The 16832-nt window shown below is 38.8% G+C and carries 16 protein-coding genes; 14 read left to right on the top strand and 2 right to left on the bottom strand.

Annotated features, from left to right (window positions below):
- Nucleotides 1–29 precede the first annotated feature (29 nt).
- The 11 genes from glyQ (at nucleotide 30) to GHD25_RS09375 (ending at nucleotide 12845) form a co-directional block, all read left to right on the top strand.
- Nucleotides 30–911, top strand: a complete 882-nt coding sequence (gene glyQ / locus GHD25_RS09425; RefSeq protein ID WP_164216168.1) for a glycine--tRNA ligase subunit alpha — start codon at nucleotides 30–32, stop codon at nucleotides 909–911.
- A complete protein-coding gene (glyS, locus tag GHD25_RS09420; RefSeq protein WP_164216166.1) occupies nucleotides 911–2983 on the top strand; it encodes a glycine--tRNA ligase subunit beta in 2073 nt (690 codons plus the stop codon). Before glyQ ends, glyS begins: the two co-directional genes overlap by 1 nt.
- 81 nt (nucleotides 2984–3064) lie before the next feature.
- Nucleotides 3065–3694 carry a helix-turn-helix transcriptional regulator gene (locus GHD25_RS09415; protein WP_164216164.1) on the top strand — a complete coding sequence of 210 codons (630 nt, stop codon included), beginning with the start codon at nucleotides 3065–3067 and terminating at the stop codon, nucleotides 3692–3694.
- Between the two features lie 13 nt (nucleotides 3695–3707).
- Nucleotides 3708–4532, top strand: a complete 825-nt coding sequence (locus GHD25_RS09410) for a pyruvate, water dikinase regulatory protein (RefSeq protein ID WP_164216162.1) — start codon at nucleotides 3708–3710, stop codon at nucleotides 4530–4532.
- Nucleotides 4533–5088: 556 nt separating this feature from the next.
- Nucleotides 5089–6900, top strand: coding sequence for a DNA primase (dnaG, locus tag GHD25_RS09405; RefSeq protein ID WP_164216144.1), 1812 nt, complete (start codon nucleotides 5089–5091; stop codon nucleotides 6898–6900).
- 39 nt (nucleotides 6901–6939) lie between these two features.
- On the top strand, nucleotides 6940–8061 hold the full coding sequence (gene rpoD, locus GHD25_RS09400; protein WP_164216142.1) for an RNA polymerase sigma factor RpoD: 1122 nt from the start codon (nucleotides 6940–6942) through the stop codon (nucleotides 8059–8061).
- 228 nt (nucleotides 8062–8289) lie between these two features.
- Nucleotides 8290–8682 carry a cytochrome c550 gene (gene cccA, locus GHD25_RS09395; RefSeq protein ID WP_164216140.1) on the top strand — a complete coding sequence of 131 codons (393 nt, stop codon included), beginning with the start codon at nucleotides 8290–8292 and terminating at the stop codon, nucleotides 8680–8682.
- Between the two features lie 92 nt (nucleotides 8683–8774).
- On the top strand, nucleotides 8775–9479 hold the full coding sequence (locus tag GHD25_RS09390; RefSeq protein WP_164216138.1) for a tRNA (adenine(22)-N(1))-methyltransferase: 705 nt from the start codon (nucleotides 8775–8777) through the stop codon (nucleotides 9477–9479).
- Nucleotides 9469–10572: a Nif3-like dinuclear metal center hexameric protein gene (locus tag GHD25_RS09385; protein ID WP_240452291.1), complete on the top strand. Its 1104-nt coding sequence runs from the start codon at nucleotides 9469–9471 to the stop codon at nucleotides 10570–10572. Before GHD25_RS09390 ends, GHD25_RS09385 begins: the two co-directional genes overlap by 11 nt.
- Nucleotides 10573–10612: 40 nt before the next feature.
- The gene (locus GHD25_RS09380; protein ID WP_164216136.1) at nucleotides 10613–11926 is read left to right on the top strand and encodes a DEAD/DEAH box helicase; all 1314 of its coding nucleotides are present in this window, start codon (nucleotides 10613–10615) and stop codon (nucleotides 11924–11926) included.
- Between the two features lie 25 nt (nucleotides 11927–11951).
- Complete coding sequence (locus tag GHD25_RS09375) at nucleotides 11952–12845, top strand: deoxyribonuclease IV (protein WP_164216134.1); 894 nt, start codon at nucleotides 11952–11954, stop codon at nucleotides 12843–12845.
- A gap of 39 nt (nucleotides 12846–12884) precedes the next feature.
- On the opposite strand, the gene GHD25_RS09370 is transcribed toward GHD25_RS09375, so the two are convergent.
- Nucleotides 12885–13169 (bottom strand): DUF2624 domain-containing protein, encoded by a 285-nt coding sequence (locus GHD25_RS09370; RefSeq protein WP_164216132.1) that lies wholly within the window; start codon nucleotides 13167–13169, stop codon nucleotides 12885–12887.
- Nucleotides 13170–13379: 210 nt separating this feature from the next.
- Here GHD25_RS09370 and GHD25_RS09365 point away from each other — a divergent pair, with 210 nt between their 5' ends.
- Entirely contained in the window at nucleotides 13380–13748 is a 369-nt protein-coding gene (locus GHD25_RS09365; protein WP_164216130.1) for a hypothetical protein, read from the top strand.
- A 146-nt stretch (nucleotides 13749–13894) separates the two neighbouring features.
- Here the strand turns inward: GHD25_RS09365 and GHD25_RS09360 are convergent, their stop codons facing one another.
- Complete coding sequence (locus GHD25_RS09360) at nucleotides 13895–14203, bottom strand: hypothetical protein (protein ID WP_164216128.1); 309 nt, start codon at nucleotides 14201–14203, stop codon at nucleotides 13895–13897.
- 75 nt (nucleotides 14204–14278) lie between these two features.
- Here GHD25_RS09360 and GHD25_RS09355 point away from each other — a divergent pair, with 75 nt between their 5' ends.
- Nucleotides 14279–14911, top strand: a complete 633-nt coding sequence (locus tag GHD25_RS09355) for an NfeD family protein (RefSeq protein WP_164216126.1) — start codon at nucleotides 14279–14281, stop codon at nucleotides 14909–14911.
- A gap of 248 nt (nucleotides 14912–15159) precedes the next feature.
- Complete coding sequence (locus tag GHD25_RS09350) at nucleotides 15160–16785, top strand: Na/Pi cotransporter family protein (RefSeq protein ID WP_164216124.1); 1626 nt, start codon at nucleotides 15160–15162, stop codon at nucleotides 16783–16785.
- Nucleotides 16786–16832: the final 47 nt, after the last annotated feature.

Raw genomic sequence — 16832 nt, 5'->3', positions numbered from 1 at the left:
TTTTATAAAAACTGGAGGTTGATTTGATTATGAATATACAGGAAATGATTTTAAACCTGCAGAAACATTGGGCCGGTCAAAATTGTATTATTATGCAGGCCTATGACGTGGAAAAGGGGGCTGGCACCATGTCGCCGATGACTTTATTGAGAAGTCTGGGCCCTGAGCCGTGGAATGTAGCTTATGTGGAACCGTCAAGAAGGCCGGCGGATGGCAGATACGGAGATAATCCAAATCGTTTATATCAGCATCATCAATTTCAAGTAATTATGAAGCCATCTCCGGACAACATACAGGAATTATATTTGAATTCTTTAATAAATCTTGGCATTGATCCCAAGAAACATGATATTCGTTTTGTTGAGGATAACTGGGAAAATCCGACTTTAGGGGCTTCTGGCTTAGGCTGGGAAGTCTGGCTTGACGGAATGGAAATTACACAATTTACTTATTTTCAGCAAATTGGCGGATTGGAGGCAAGTCCTGTCTCCGTTGAATTAACATATGGAATAGAACGGCTCGCTTCATACATTCAGGATAAAGAAAATGTGTTTGATCTTGAATGGACAGACGGAGTAACTGTGCGGGATATATTCTATCAGCCGGAATATGAACATTCAAAGTATACCTTTGAAGCATCAAATACGGCTATGCTGTTTGAACTGTTTTCCACCTATGAAAAAGAAGCCAAAGCAACAATGGAAAAGGGACTTGTGTTTCCATCTTATGATTATGTGCTGAAATGTTCCCATGTTTTTAACTTGCTTGACGCAAAAGGGGTTATTTCCGTAACAGAGAGAACCGGTTATATAAAAAGAGTCAGAACACTTGCTAGAGAAATTGCAAAAGCATATGTGACAGAACGAGAAAGGCTTGGATTCCCGATGTTAAAGGATCAGGAGGTAAAATAATGGCTAAGGATGTTTTGTTTGAGATCGGACTGGAAGAATTGCCTGCAAGGTTTATTGACCAGGCTGAAAAGGAACTTAAAAAAAATACAGCAGACTGGCTGGATGATTCAAGAATTAAATATGATTCCATTATTTCTTATTCCACCCCAAGAAGGCTCAGCCTCTTTATCAGTGGAGTGAGTGATTCGCAAATTTCTGTTAAGGAAGAAGTAAAAGGACCGGCGGAGAAGATTGCCAAAGACAAAGAAGGGAATTGGTCCAAAGCAGCAGAAGGCTTTACACGCGGACAGGGAAAAACAGTAGAAGATATTTATATTAAAGAGATAAAAGGAACGCCTTATATTTTTGTGGAAAAGCATATTGAAGGGAAACAGACAGCGGAAATTTTGCCTGGCTTTAAAGATATTATTCTGTCACTTACCTTTGGGAAAAATATGCGATGGGGAAAGGAATCGATACGCTATGCGCGCCCCATCCGGTGGGTTGCAGCCCTGCACGGAGAAAAGGTAATCCCGATGGAAATTGCAGGTGTCCGCGCAGGAAATATTACATACGGCCATCGTTTTTTAGGGGATAAAATAACATTAACGAGTCCGAAAGTTTATGAGGAAGCGTTATTGGAAAACTATGTTATTGCAGATGCTCAAAAACGGGAAGAACGGATAGTGAAACAGATAAAGAAACAGGAAGAAAAACAAAATATTCAAGTGCCGATAGATGAGGATTTACTGGCCGAAGTAAAGAATCTGGTAGAGTATCCTACCGTATTTATTGGCGCTTTTGATCCATCATTTTTGTCATTACCGCCGGAAGTTTTAATTACATCAATGAAAGAACATCAGCGTTATTTCCCGGTAAAATCATCGTCAGGTAAATTGCTGCCCAGATTTGTCGGTGTCAGAAACGGGGACAGTTACGAGCTGGATACAGTAGTGAGAGGAAATGAAAAGGTGCTGCATGCCAGATTGCAGGACGCCAGATTTTTCTACGAAGAAGATCAAAAGCAAACAATTGACTTTTACGTAAATAAACTGGAGCGGGTCGTATTTCAGGAAAAACTGGGAACTTATGAGGATAAGGTAGAAAGAATTGTTCATATAACCAAAGCATTAACCAAACTTCTGGGATTGGATAAAAAGGCATCTGAATCAGCAATACGTGCTGCAGAGATTTGCAAATTTGATTTGGTGACAAATATGGTAAATGAATTTACGGAACTTCAAGGTGTCATAGGTGAAAAATATGCACTTTTATATGGTGAAAGTGAACAGACTGCAAGGGCGATCAGGGAGCATTACATGCCCCTTCACGCAAATGGTCAGTTGCCTCGGACACTGGCAGGCTCTATTGTCAGTGTAGCAGATAAACTAGACACCATAGCCGGGTGCATCTCCGTCGGACTGGTTCCTTCAGGTTCACAGGATCCCTATGCATTAAGGCGCCAGGCAGCCGGCATTTTAAAAATACTCGATGACAATAATTGGAATATATCACTTGAACAATTACTGGAGATTGCCATAGCCCTATTTAAGGAAGAAGATCGGTCAGCTGCATGGAGAGAAGATGTGCTTTCTTTCTTCCGCCATCGTGCCCAGGTCATTCTAAAAGACGCTGGTTTGGAGCAGGATGTTATTCAGGCTGTGCTTCATGCGGAGATCGGTGTCTTTCAATATTCTGCCAAGAAAGCAAAAGTTCTGTCGGAAAAACGTGCGTGTCCAAAATTTAAGCCTGTACAGGAAGCCCTTGTACGCGTAATAAATATAGCAAACAAAACTGAACTTGCTCAAATTGATCCGATGCTATTTAATACGGATTCCGAAAAAGTATTATATGAAAAATATCTGACTGTAAAGGATCAATATGCAAATTTCAACGATAAAATGGAAGCAGAGAGAGCGCTTGAAGCTATAGGTGAGCTTACAGAGGAAATACATGATTTCTTTGAGCATAATATGGTAATGGCTGATGAGGAAGAACTGAAAAATAACAGGCTGGCCCTGATGAACAGCATTGCCATCCTTATCAAAAGCTATGCTGATTTATCTAAAATAGAGTGGAAACAAACTTTTTAAAAAAACACCCGTAATTCCCTTTTTTTCTTATTTAGTATATAATATTTATATAAGCAGTATGTCACAATTGGTGGTGAAAATATGGAATTATCAAACCGGCAGGAACAAATTATAGAGATTGTAAAGGAAAACGGGCCGATTACGGGGGAGAAAATCGCTGACCGATTAAGTTTAACTAGAGCCACCCTCAGGCCGGATTTAGCTATTTTAACGATGGCCGGTTTCCTGGAAGCAAGACCGCGTGTCGGATATTTTTATACGGGCAAAACAGGTACAGAATTATTAACGGAGCAAATCAAGAAATTCAAAGTTCATGAATATCAGCATGTTCCAATTGTTGTTAAGGAAAATGTATCTGTTTATGATGCTATATCCACGATGTTTTTAGAAGATGTGGGCACACTTTTTGTTGTTGATGACACTGCAACCTTAACCGGTGTCCTTTCGAGGAAGGATTTGCTCCGGGCAAGCATCGGCCAGCAGGATTTAAATACAGTACCGGTTCATATTATTATGACAAGAATGCCTAATATAACGGTCTGCAGAAAAGATGATTTATTATTGGAAGTGGCAAAAAAACTTATGAATAAGCAGATAGACGGAGTGCCGGTTGTAAAAGATACCGAGCACGGTTTGGAAGTAATAGGCAGGATTACGAAAACGACTATTACAAAAGCATTTGTGGAGCTGATTTCCGACGAACATTTATAAGTAAAAGAGGTGTATGCTTGTGGATAAGATGCCAAATGTCTATGTACTGTCAGATTCTGTTGGAGAAACGGCTGAACTCGTTATTAAAGCTGGACTGAGCCAATTTAATGATGGCGAATACCAAATTCAGCGTATTCCTTACGTGGAAGATAAGGAAACAATTGATGAAACCATACAACTGGCAAAAGAAAAAGAAGGATTAATTGGTTTTACACTGGTTGATCCCGAACTGAGAAACTATGTAAATACGCAGGCCAAAAAATGGAATATTGAAGTGATTGATATTATGGGACCGACACTTTCTGCTATGGAAAGAGTGTTTCAATCACCGCCAAAACTGGAAGCCGGCTTGGTACATAGGCTTGATGAAGATTATTTCAAACGGATTGAAGCTATTGAATTCGCTGTAAAATATGATGATGGGCGGGATACCAGGGGAATTGCCAGAGCGGATATTATCCTCATAGGGGTTTCACGTACATCAAAAACCCCATTATCCCAATTTTTGGCCCATAAACGTTTAAAAGTGGCCAATGTTCCCATCGTTCCCGAGGTTGATCCACCAGAGGAACTGCTGGAAGTGGACCCGGCTAAATGTGTCGGTCTCCGCATCAATCCGGATAAACTGTATGAAATCAGAAAGGAACGGTTAAAAGCATTGGGGCTTGGCGACCAGGCCACATATGCAACTATGGAAAGGATTCACACCGAATTGTCCTATTTTGATAACACAGTAGAAAAAATTGGGTGCGAGGTAATTGATGTTTCCAATAAAGCGGTAGAAGAAACAGCAAACACGATACTTCAGATAATCCAGGAAAAAATTTATGGTGAATGATCCGGAATAAATATGAACATACTGTGTAAGAGGCTATCCTGTAAGGGTTAGTCTTTTTACTTTATCACTTTTTCCAATTGTAAAATCAAAACTTTTTAATAGCATTTTTACGCATCATGTATTATAATTAATTTTTGTGTAAAGATTAGATATTAGAAACAATAGTTCTATTTATACCCCTTGGGCATATTCTGAAAAATAAAACATTCATATTCATGAAGGATTCTAAAAGGGGTGTGTAGAAATAAGTACATGAAGTAAATCTAATTTGTATGTTCACTGATTATGGGGGTGTGAAAAGCTTCCGGTTTACTTTAAAGCAAAACAGTGAAAAGGGGGTTTATCCTTTAACTCCTAAGGTAACATAATAACAATAACAATTTGTTAAGCTTCAGTTCGGCAAAAGTAATAAAATAATAACTTTACTGGTATAAATGAATTCCTTCCATATTAAATCGATGAAAGAAGGTATTTTTTTCGCCATAACAGAAAAAAATGTCGAATTTTAAAGGATTTTTTTCAAAAATCTTGAATATGTATAGTATGGTGATTTTAAATGGCCAAACACATGATTCCTGAGCATATAATCGAGGAAGTTCGGGCAGCCAATGATATTGTGGATGTGATTGGGGAATATATTCAATTAAAGAAACAGGGCAAGAATTATTTTGGGCTATGTCCGTTTCATGGAGAAAAAACACCATCCTTTTCAGTTACACAGGAAAAACAGATATTTCACTGTTTTGGGTGTGGCAAAGGCGGTAATGCCGTCACTTTCCTGATGGAAATGGAAAGCTATTCATTTTATGAAGCAATAGAGCAGCTTGCAAACAGAGCCGGCAAGCAGCTGCCGGAAAATACAATAAAAAAGGAAGCTTCCAATCTGTCGCATGAAAACCAGCAAATGCTTGAAGCTCACGAATGGTTAACAAAATTGTACCATCATTTGCTGCGTTATACAAAAGACGGGAAAGAAGGCTATCGTTATTTTGCAGACAGAGGCATTGGTGATGAAGCAATTGATACGTTTCAGCTTGGATTTGCTCCTCATATAAAAGGCTTTACAGCTGAGTTTTTGGAAAAAAAAGGGTTTCACCTGCAGGGACTGTTGAAAAATGGTCTGGTCAGTATGCTGGATGATCAAACAACTATTGACCGTTTTGGCGGACGTGTGATTTTTCCAATACGAAACCATTTAGGTAAAACTGTCGCATTTGGCGGGCGGTCTCTGGGAAAACAAGAGCCAAAATATTTAAACAGCCCCGAAACCGAATTGTTTCAAAAAGGCAAGCTATTCTATAATTTTGACCTTGCAAAGCGATATATCCGCAAAGAAAGTGAAGCTATACTATTTGAAGGCTATATGGATGTAATTACAGCATACCAGGCAGGAATTAAGAATGTCATTGCGACGCTTGGTACATCACTTACGGAGATTCAGGCAAAACTGCTGAACCGGTATGTAGATACTGTAATACTTTGCTATGATGACGATGCGGCGGGAATGGAAGCTGCTTATAAAGCTGCTGTTTTATTAAGAAAGACCGGATGCAGTGTAAAAATAGCCAAACTTAAGGACAACATGGATCCGGATGACTTTATCAAAACATACGGCAAGGATGTATTTGAAAAAGAAGTAATAAAAGCCAGTGATACATTTATGGCTTTCTATATGCGATATGTCAAAAAAGATTATAATTTGAGTCTTGAAGCAGATCGCATTCATTATATAGAAAAAATACTTCAGCAGCTTGCTGCAATCAGCAGTTCTGTTGAAAGAGAGTATTATGTAAAAGATCTCAGCAATGAATTTGATGTATCCGTGGAATCACTAATGGAAGAGCTGGAGGTAATTCGCAAAAAGACAGGTTATCAAAAAAAAAGCCGCAACAAGCAGGTTCTTCACAACAATGCTGTGAGTTATTACAAAAACGAAAAGCTGCTCCCGGCATTTCATAATGCAGAAAGGAAACTGCTTCAGTGCATGCTGCAGAATACGATGATCGCTGATAAAGCACGGGAAGAAATTGGTGCAAATTTCACAATCGATGAACATAAAATAATAGCAACCCATTTATATGCTTTTTATGAAGAAGGGCATCTGCCTGATGTAAGCATGTTTATAGATCATTTAAATAATGATGGTATTAAACAGCTTGTCATTGAAATAGCTATGAATATGGACGATAAAGAAATAAGTGACAGGGAGATTAACGATTATATCAGGTTAATACAAAATGAAAGCAGTGATAGGCCAAGTATCCAATCACTGAAGGAAAAACAGCGTCTTGCCGAAAAACAGGACGATCCGATAAAAGCAGCGGAAATAGCTGTACAAATCATGGAAATGAAAAAGCAATTAAAATAATTTTTTTGTAGTTTTAGCAGTCTGGAAGGAGGGGGACTCATGGCAGAAAATAAACCTTCACAAACAAAAGAAAATGAGCCGGAGCAAACATTGGAGCAAGCGAAAGAACAATTAGTGGAAATTGGAAAAAAGCGCGGTGTTTTGGCTTATGAAGAGATAGCGGACCGGTTATCCAGTTTTGTGATTGAATCCGATCAAATGGATGAGTTTTATGAGTACCTGGGAGAACAAGGTGTTGAAGTGATAGGCGAGTCTGAAGATGATCCAAGCATGCAGCAGATTGCCAAGGAAGAAGAATTTAATTTAAATGATTTAAGTGTTCCGCTTGGAATAAAAATCAACGATCCTGTGCGCATGTATCTGAAGGAAATTGGCCGTGTAGATTTGCTGTCTGCAGCGGAGGAAATTGATCTTGCCACAAAAATAGAAAATGGGGACGAAGAAGCAAAACGCCGGCTGGCCGAAGCCAATCTCCGGCTGGTAGTCAGTATTGCAAAAAGGTACGTTGGCCGCGGAATGCTTTTCCTTGACCTTATTCAGGAAGGGAATATGGGTTTAATTAAAGCTGTGGAAAAGTTTGATTACCGTAAAGGATTTAAATTCAGTACGTATGCTACCTGGTGGATTCGTCAGGCAATCACAAGGGCAATCGCAGATCAGGCGAGGACAATTCGTATTCCGGTTCATATGGTGGAAACGATAAATAAGCTGATTCGCGTACAGCGCCAGCTGCTGCAGGATTTCGGAAGAGAACCCACACCGGAGGAAATCGGTGAAGAGATGGAACTCTCTCCGGATAAAGTCCGGGACATTTTAAAAATTGCCCAGGAACCCGTGTCCCTGGAAACACCAATCGGGGAAGAGGACGATTCCCATTTAGGCGATTTTATTGAAGATCAGGAAGCTGTTTCACCTTCGGATCATGCATCCTATGAGTTATTAAAAGAGCAGCTGGAAGATGTGTTGGACACACTGACTGACAGGGAGGAAAATGTACTCCGTCTCCGTTTCGGCTTAGATGATGGCCGGACGAGGACATTGGAAGAGGTCGGCAAAGTGTTTGGAGTAACCCGTGAGAGGATCAGGCAGATTGAAGCTAAAGCGCTCCGTAAACTGAGACATCCTAGCAGGAGCAAACGATTAAAAGATTTTTTGGATTAGTATGGTAGTCATTGATCACCTGGGTGACAATGGCTATCAACTACATATAGGCATACGTTGAATGTTTTATCCCATGTAACCGTTAGATGAACATATTTTATACCCTTTCACGAGCAATGTTAAAAAGTATTCACTTATAAATACTTTAAACTATTTGCGTTTTCAAGTAAAATATATATAGTCTTTTATCTAACATAGAATAAGGGGATTACATAAGGAGGAAATATCATGAAAAGAAACCCGGTCATACCATTTGCAATTATAGCAGCTGTTGGTATCCTTTTAGTAATTATCATCTCTTTTCAGGGAGCAAACCAGCGGGATGATATTGCACAGCAAGAAGAAGGGGGAGACGCCCAAACTGAAGAAGGACAGCAGGAAGATTCCCAGGAAGGCGAAACTACAGATGATCCTTCTGAAGTATTTGAAACGAATTGTGCATCATGTCACGGTGCTGATTTATCCGGAGGAGCCGGGCCAGAACTTGTCGAAGTAGGCAGCCGGTTAAGCGAGGATGAAATTTATAATATTATTATGCAAGGTCAAGGCTCTATGCCGGGCGGTCTGGTAAGTGAAGAAGAAGCACAAGCAATATCAACTTGGCTTTTGGAGGAACAATAGGCAATAATAAAAAAGCTTTCTGCGATAAACAGAAAGCTTTTATTTATCTAAAATCACATGAAAAGCCATGTTTGAAAGAAAGTAGAGATTGTATGCAAACAACTATAAACTTATCCAACCGGCTTAAAATTGCTGCGTCCTTTCTGCCTGAAGGAAGTATATTTGCTGATATAGGATCTGATCACGCTTATTTACCTTGTTATGTCTGTTTAGGCGATAAATCTGCAAAAGCAATTGCCGGCGAAATTAATGAGGGACCATACTCCAACGCAGTTCAAACAGTAAAAAAGTATAATTTGGAACAAAGAATAGACGTCCGGCTTGGGAATGGATTGGAAATACTTCGGAAAGGTGAAATAAATCATCTTGTCATCACTGGAATGGGCGGTGCATTGATTCGGAGTATTCTGGAAACAGGTACGGATAAACTAATGAAGGTTAACAAAATAATTGCCCAGCCTAACAATGAATCCAGAACTTTAAGAAGATGGCTGACAGCACATAGCTTTACAATTATTGATGAGGAAATTATGGAAGAAAATGGTCATATTTATGAAATAATTGTAGCTGCCCGAATAGGAAATCGGCAAAATTTAACAGAAAAAGCGTTACTATTTGGACCAGTATTAATGAAGAAACAATCAGATATATTTATAAAAAAATGGAACTTCGAGCATAAAAAATACAAGCATGTGATAGAAGAAATGAAAAAAGCAAAAGTCCCGAATAATAATAAAATAGTGGAATTAAAAAAAGAATCAGATTGGATACGGGAGGTAATCCGGCTTGAGAAATAAAGATATTTTTAGCATAATGGAAAAAATGGCGCCGCGTAACTTTGCTTATGACTGGGATAATCCGGGTTTGCAAATAGGTTCTTCCAAAAAACAAGTAAAGCGTGTGATGGTAACGCTGGATGTGCTCGAAAATGTTGTCGATGAAGCAATTGAACAGCAAATTGACCTTATTATTTCTCATCATCCACTTCTGTTTCAGCCTGTGAAAAAGATTGATATCGATACACCTAAAGGCCGCACTTTACAAAAATTAATTCAACATCATATTTCGGTTTATTCCTCACATACTAACTTAGACGTAGCACCCGGCGGTGTAAATGACATACTGTGTGAAAAAATTGGGATTAAAAACACAACAAATCTGATTCAAACCGAAAAGGACCGTCTTTATAAAGTGGTTATCTTTGTACCTGAAACCCATTTAACAGATGTGATGGAAGCCATGAGCGAAGCTGGTGCAGGCCATATTGGCAATTACAGCCATTGTACCTTTCAGACAAAAGGGCAGGGTACATTTAAACCTTTGGAAGGTACAAACCCGTTTATTGGCAAGAAAGGTGAACTGGAATTTGTCAATGAGGTAAAAATTGAATCGATTGCGGATAAAATTATATTGAATAAAGTTATTGACAGCATGGTTCATGCCCATCCATATGAGGAAGCCGCTTATGACATTTACCCACTGGAAAATGATGGACAGGCATACGGCCTGGGCAGGGTGGGCAAACTTCAAAAGTCAATGAGTGTACAAGTTTTATGCAATCATATGAAAGATGTGCTTAAACTGGAATCATTACGGGTAACGGGGAGCCTTGACAAAGAAGTTAAACGGATTGCGGTACTGGGGGGAAGCGGTGAAAAATATTGGTCCGACGCATTGCAAAAAGGAGCCGATGTTTATATAACAGGGGATATGACATTTCATGCGGCACAAGAGGCATGGCAGCGAGGGCTGGTAGTTATTGATCCCGGACATTATTCGGAATATGTCATGAAACAAGCTGTAAAAAGATATTTGGACAAAGAACTAAAAAATACAGACGTAAAAGTGATCGAATCCGTCTCAGATACCGATCCTTTTCTAACAATTTAACCAGATAATTTTACTCCATAATAAAAAGGAGTTTACCATAATGAAGAAGCAAACATTTGAAGCATTTTCTTTCCATCCTTTTATGCATAAAGCAATCAGGAAGTTAAATTTTCAGGAACCGACTGAAATACAAGCAAAGGTTATTCCTGCCATATTAAACAGGGAAAGCGTTATCGGAAAATCCAGAACGGGATCCGGGAAAACGCATGCCTTTCTCCTGCCATTGGTGAATCAGCTTAATCCGGAAAAGGACCATGTTCAATTTGTAATTACCGCTCCAACGAGGGAGCTGGCTACGCAGTTATATGACGAATTAAAAAAAATCATACAATATGCTGAAACAGCACACCAATGGAAAATGAAATTATTAACAGGCGGAACCGATAAACAAAGAATGATGGAAAAGCTAAAGAGTCAGCCGCATATTATTGTTGGTACACCGGGAAGAATCCTTGATCTTGTGAAAGAAGAAGCGCTGTCTATTTTCAAAGCATCTTCCTTTGTAATAGATGAAGCTGATTTAATGCTTGACCTGGGATTTATTCAGGAAGTCGATCAGCTGTTGGTACGATCCAATCAGGATATTCAGTTACTTGTTTTTTCGGCAACGATACCTGAAAAATTGGAACACTTTTTAAAAAAATACCTGAGGAACCCCACTTATGTTAAAATAGAGGAGCATTTTTCACCGGAAAAAATGGAACATCGCTTAATTGCCTTAAAACATCGGGAGGAAGCCGATATTATCAATGAAATTTCAAAAGCGATCAATCCGTATCTGGCAATTATATTTACCAATGGAAAAGAACAGGCCAATGTGTTATCTGCAGCTTTACAGGCAAAGGGTCTGAATGCCGGGCTCATTCATGGCGGACTGGCTCCAAGAGAACGGAAACGGGTATTAAAAGACATACAAAATTTGCGCTACCAGTACATTGTAGCTACAGATTTAGCTGCAAGGGGTATAGACATAAAAGGAGTTAGCCATGTCATTAATGCCCAGCTCCCGAAAGAAGCGCATTTTTATATTCACCGTGTCGGCAGGACTGCTCGTGCGGGACTGGAAGGCACCGCCATCAGCCTTTATAATGAAGAAGATCTCCATCTGATTGAAAAGCTTGAGCTAAAAGGTCTGAAATTTACGTACATGGATGTCCGGAATGGTGAATGGCATGAAACAAAACCATGGAACAAACGGGCGCATAGAACCAATGTAAAAACAGACCTGGATAAAGAAGCATGGAAGCGGGTCAGAAAGCAAAAAAAAGTGAAGCCCGGATATAAGAAAAAAATGAAACAACAGCAATCAGACATAAAAAGGAAACTATCAAAGAAAAACAAATTCAGAAAGTAAAGAATATAACGGAGAGGTGCGAGAATTGGTGAAACTTGGATCACATGTATCTATGAGTGGAAAGAAGATGCTATTGGCATCCAGCGAGGAGGCGGTTTCTTATGGTGCCAATACTTTTATGATTTATACTGGCGCCCCGCAAAATACAAGAAGAAAACCGATTGAAGAACTGAATATAATGGCAGGCAGGGAGCATATGGGGGAAAATGGTATAGAAGATATTGTCGTACATGCCCCATACATTATAAATATTGGCAATGCTAAGAAGCCCGAGACATTTGAATTGGGTGTTAATTTTCTCCGTAATGAAATTGATCGGACAGAAGCGATTGGAGCCGGGCAAATTGTGCTTCACCCCGGTGCACATGTCGGAGAAGGAGCCGAAGTTGGCATAAAGAAAATTATTGAAGGTTTAAATGAAGTGCTTGAAAAGAAAAATGATGTGCAAATAGCATTGGAAACAATGGCAGGTAAAGGCTCCGAAATAGGCAGGACTTTTGATGAGTTAGCTGCGATCATTGACGGGGTTACCCATAACGAGAATTTATCCGTTTGCCTGGATACCTGCCACATTCATGATGCCGGTTATGACGTTGTTGATGATTTTGACGGTGTATTAAATGAATTTGATAAAACAGTTGGCATCGATCGAATAAAAGTTGTTCATGTTAACGACAGTAAAAATGAAAAAGGCGCCCGCAAAGACCGTCATGAGAATATCGGTTTTGGTCATATCGGATTTGAACCACTGCATTATGTTATTAATCACCCGCAGCTGGAAAATCTGCCCAAAATATTGGAAACACCTTATGTCGGAGAAGATAAAAAGAATAAAAAGGCACCTTATAAACATGAAATTGAAATGATTAAAGCGGGCAAATTCGACCCAGACTTAAAAGAAAAAATAATCAATATATAATATAATGAAGAAAGCTGCCGAATCTCTGGCAGCTTTTCTTCATTCAAGCAAATGTTCCAGTCCGTATGACTTGATAAGCTGATGAAATAATTTTTGGGCTTTTTTTGCAGTTTTTTCATCCGTTATACGAGCAAGCTCTTTAAGCATCTTTCGCCTGCCGGCGGGATGAAAGGGGTCAACGGCATTTTTTTTAAGGTAATCGGCAATTTGCTCTGCATCGGTTTTACTCAAGGAAAAACCATATTGCTTACCATGATAGAGCAGCTCATCTACACTAACCTGCTTTAATTTTTTTGCAACAAATTCCTTTATAAAAATGGACATATAACTACTCCTTTTTAATAACCTATTGCTATACTATATGCGCTTAAATTTAAAAAATAAACTTGGCCAAATCTTGAATAGCTCGTTTCACAGCTTTGACAAAACCCTGTATATTTTAAGTTTCTTCTCTGCCAAAAGATAACATAATATAAAGTCGGCTATTCCATAAACTATAGGTGCACCTCAACATGAGAAAAGGAGGTCTTCATCATGGATGAGCAAAACAATGAGTTTGGCAGAAATGTGCAAAAAGCACCAAATCACGGACAAGGAAGAAGCAGGGATCTGGAGAGCACAAGAAATGAGGAATATGCAGCTGAATTCACTGCAGATGATTACAACAAGGCATTAGATGAAGATGATATAAGAAATGACGCAGAAACAAATACAACGTATGGATGGATTGGAATTGCACTATCCATTATTGCATTCTTTATGTGGCCAATTATTATGGGCGGAGCAGGAATCATCCTTGGCTTTGTTTCCAGAAGCCGTGGTGCAGATACGTTAGGTAACATCGCCATAGCTGCAGGGGCGATTGCCATCGTCATTACACTCTTCATTCTGCCATTCGTATAAATGAAAGGACTGTCCGAAATGTCTTAGCACAGACTAGTGGACAGTCCCTTTTATTTTTGTAATGTACTGCAAATAAATAGAAGATGCTTTCAAAATATATGTACTTTGGTAATTATTATGCATTTCAGCCAAAAATCAGTTGTTATTTAATATAATGGAAAATAATAATAATGTCCGGCTTTCAATTCATAAGGATTAACATTTGGATTCAGTAATTTAAAGTCCTCTAAAACCCGATCCATATCCATAACGTTAAGATTTTCCCCATTAATATTTTCGACTATGGATAAAATAGTGTCTCCATGTTGTACTTTTGCATAAACAGCATTATAATCTGAAATAGAAACAGAATTTGATGGAGAATTTATATTGTTTTCTAATGAACCAACATTTAAATCTTTGTATACGCTAAATAAAAATAAAAAAATAAGCGTATATATCAATACTTTTTTCATGCTGACACTCCTTTGATGAAACAAAAGATCAAGGTAATCCGTATAAAAAAGGAGAGGAAAAAAGGGGGAGTTTTTATGGACATCTTTGATTTGCAGTGGATTGCTGTTGTTATTACCGGATTAGGAACGTTGTTTTTAATAGGGGAAGTACTTGTCAATGCGCGCGGATTCTTTGCATTGTTAGGTATTGGGTTTATTACAGTATATTTTACTGCCTATGTTGAAACAGGCTCGTTTATTCTCATGCTTATTATGTATTTTGCAGGATTATTACTCATTGTTATAGACGGAAAATTATTAAATGATGGAACGCTGGCTACATTGGGGCTGGCAAGCATGCTCATATCCGTTGCTCTTGCTGCACCCGATTTGACAAGCGGACTGTATGCTGTATTGGGTGTACTCGTTGGAGGAGCTGCTTCATTTCTGTTTTTGAAAGTATTTAAACGGCGTAATTTGTGGGATAAACTAACGTTGAGAGATCAACTTACAAAGGAAGCGGGCTATAACTCGATTAATGAAACCTATGAACAACTGGTCAGCCAGGAAGGAATTACCCTGAATGATTTGCGTCCGGTAGGGACCATTCGAATTAACAATAAAGATTATAGCGCAATTTCCAACGGGCAATGGATTGAAAAAGGCACCGAGATAAAGGTTGTGCAGGTGGATGGTACAAAAATTCTGGTTGAAAAAGTAAAAAAATAAAATAGAATAGATAATTTTTCCAAGGGGACAGCAGACCTATCGGAAATATTATCTTTTTTTATGTCAAAAATATAAATAACCTGGAATGTGGCTAACGGAATAAGGGTAGTACATATTAGTATAAACACCTAATTGTAAATTCTGTGTAAATTTTTGCGTAAAAGCTTTACAAACAATTAATTTTCCTTTAATAATTAGATGGTATGCGACAAATTTTCTGGAACCTTGACGAAAGGCGGGGCTCAATTTTGGAAATCGATGTTCAAACTTTATTATTTGAATTTATTGGCGGACTTGGTATATTCCTTTTGGGTATTAAATATATGGGTGAAGGGCTGCAAAAGTCCGCAGGTGACCGCTTAAGGGATATTTTGGACAGGTTTACAAGCAACCCATTAATGGGCGTATTAGCTGGTATCATCGTTACCATTTTAATTCAAAGCAGTTCCGGAACAACAGTATTAACTGTAGGTCTTGTAAACGCCGGTTTTATGACATTCAGGCAGGCAATCGGTGTTATAATGGGAGCAAATATAGGAACGACTGTCACTGCATTTATCATTGGCTTTGATCTGGGAGCCTATTCTTTGCCGATTCTTGCTGTAGGTGCGTTTTTACTATTCTTTTTTAAAAACCAGAAAATCACTGCGATTGGACAGACTATATTTGGTTTTGGCGGGCTGTTTTTCGGACTGGAATTAATGAGCAGCGGGATGTCCCCATTACGTCAATTGGATGTTTTTCAGGAACTAACCGTGAGCATGAGCGAAATTCCTGTATTGGGCGTAGTTATTGGGACTGTATTTACATTAATTGTTCAGAGTTCAAGTGCAACAATAGGTATCCTTCAAGGTTTATTTTCCCAGGGTGCTATTAGTTTAGAGGCAGCATTGCCTGTATTATTTGGTGATAATATTGGGACGACAATCACAGCAATATTAGCATCAATTGGCGCTTCTGTAGCAGCAAAAAGAGCTGCTTTTACGCATGTTACCTTTAATTTGATTGGCGCCACAGTAGGTATAATATTATTAGGGTTATTCACCCAATATGTGTCGTTTTTGCAGGCACAGTTTGACTTGAATCCGGAAATGACAATTGCATTTGCACATGGAAGCTTTAATATTGTAAATACAATTATTCAACTGCCTTTTATAGGTGTATTAGCCTGGTTTGTTACCAAGCTTGTTCCTGGAAAAGACGTTATCATTGAATATAAACCAAAGCACCTGGATCCTATTTTTATTCAGCAATCATCTACTTTGGCTTTAGACCAGTCAAAATCTGAAATTATCAGGATGGGTGAGTACGCATCACAAGGATTGGAAGAAACAGCAAAATATTTAAATACAAATCAGCAGAAGCATGCGGAAATGGCGATGCAAATTGAAGGTGCACTGAATAATTTGGACCGAAAGATCACTGACTATCTTATTGATATTTCAGAAGGTTCCCTGTCTGAATTGGAAAGTGCAAAACATACAGCTTTAATGGATACGGTTCGTGATATAGAGCGAATAGGGGACCATTTTGAAAATATCATCGAGTTAATTGATTATAAAATATCCAATAAAGTTCAGCTGACAGATCAAGCGATGGAAGATGTGAATGAAATGTTTGATTTAACTATTCTCACGGTGAAGCAGTCAGTAGAAGCATTGCAGGAAATGGACAGGGAAAAATCGCTGGCAGTAGTACAGAAGGAAGATCAAATTGACAAGATGGAAAGGAAATTCCGGAAAAAACATATTATACGCATGAATGAAGGATTATGTTCAGCAGCAGCAGGTATCGTGTTTGTCGACATAATCAGTAACCTGGAACGAATCGGCGACCATGCTGTTAACATTGCTGAAGAAGTTTTGGGTGATTAATGCCGGATTACTATAATAAGTAAGTACCAATGGATTTTCACTTGCTT

Origin of the sequence: Virgibacillus aidingensis (assembly GCF_010994035.1) — a bacterium.
Classification (GTDB): Bacteria; Bacillota; Bacilli; order Bacillales; family Amphibacillaceae; genus Virgibacillus_N.
Note: the sequence above shows the minus strand (reverse complement) of the source record. Positions and strands in the feature narration are given on the sequence as shown.

Excerpts from the sequence above, each read along its gene's own strand:
- GHD25_RS09370 (WP_164216132.1), bottom strand. The coding sequence starts at position 13,169 with ATGTCCATTTTTATAAAGGAATTTGTTGCAAAAAAATTAAAGCAGGTT.
- glyQ (WP_164216168.1), top strand. The coding sequence starts at position 30 with ATGAATATACAGGAAATGATTTTAAACCTGCAGAAACATTGGGCCGGT.
- cccA (WP_164216140.1), top strand. The coding sequence starts at position 8,290 with ATGAAAAGAAACCCGGTCATACCATTTGCAATTATAGCAGCTGTTGGT.
- GHD25_RS09380 (WP_164216136.1), top strand. The coding sequence starts at position 10,613 with ATGAAGAAGCAAACATTTGAAGCATTTTCTTTCCATCCTTTTATGCAT.
- GHD25_RS09410 (WP_164216162.1), top strand. The coding sequence starts at position 3,708 with ATGCTTGTGGATAAGATGCCAAATGTCTATGTACTGTCAGATTCTGTT.
- glyS (WP_164216166.1), top strand. The coding sequence starts at position 911 with ATGGCTAAGGATGTTTTGTTTGAGATCGGACTGGAAGAATTGCCTGCA.
- GHD25_RS09415 (WP_164216164.1), top strand. The coding sequence starts at position 3,065 with ATGGAATTATCAAACCGGCAGGAACAAATTATAGAGATTGTAAAGGAA.
- GHD25_RS09355 (WP_164216126.1), top strand. The coding sequence starts at position 14,279 with ATGGACATCTTTGATTTGCAGTGGATTGCTGTTGTTATTACCGGATTA.
- rpoD (WP_164216142.1), top strand. The coding sequence starts at position 6,940 with ATGGCAGAAAATAAACCTTCACAAACAAAAGAAAATGAGCCGGAGCAA.
- GHD25_RS09365 (WP_164216130.1), top strand. The coding sequence starts at position 13,380 with ATGGATGAGCAAAACAATGAGTTTGGCAGAAATGTGCAAAAAGCACCA.
- dnaG (WP_164216144.1), top strand. The coding sequence starts at position 5,089 with ATGGCCAAACACATGATTCCTGAGCATATAATCGAGGAAGTTCGGGCA.
- GHD25_RS09390 (WP_164216138.1), top strand. The coding sequence starts at position 8,775 with ATGCAAACAACTATAAACTTATCCAACCGGCTTAAAATTGCTGCGTCC.
- GHD25_RS09360 (WP_164216128.1), bottom strand. The coding sequence starts at position 14,203 with ATGAAAAAAGTATTGATATATACGCTTATTTTTTTATTTTTATTTAGC.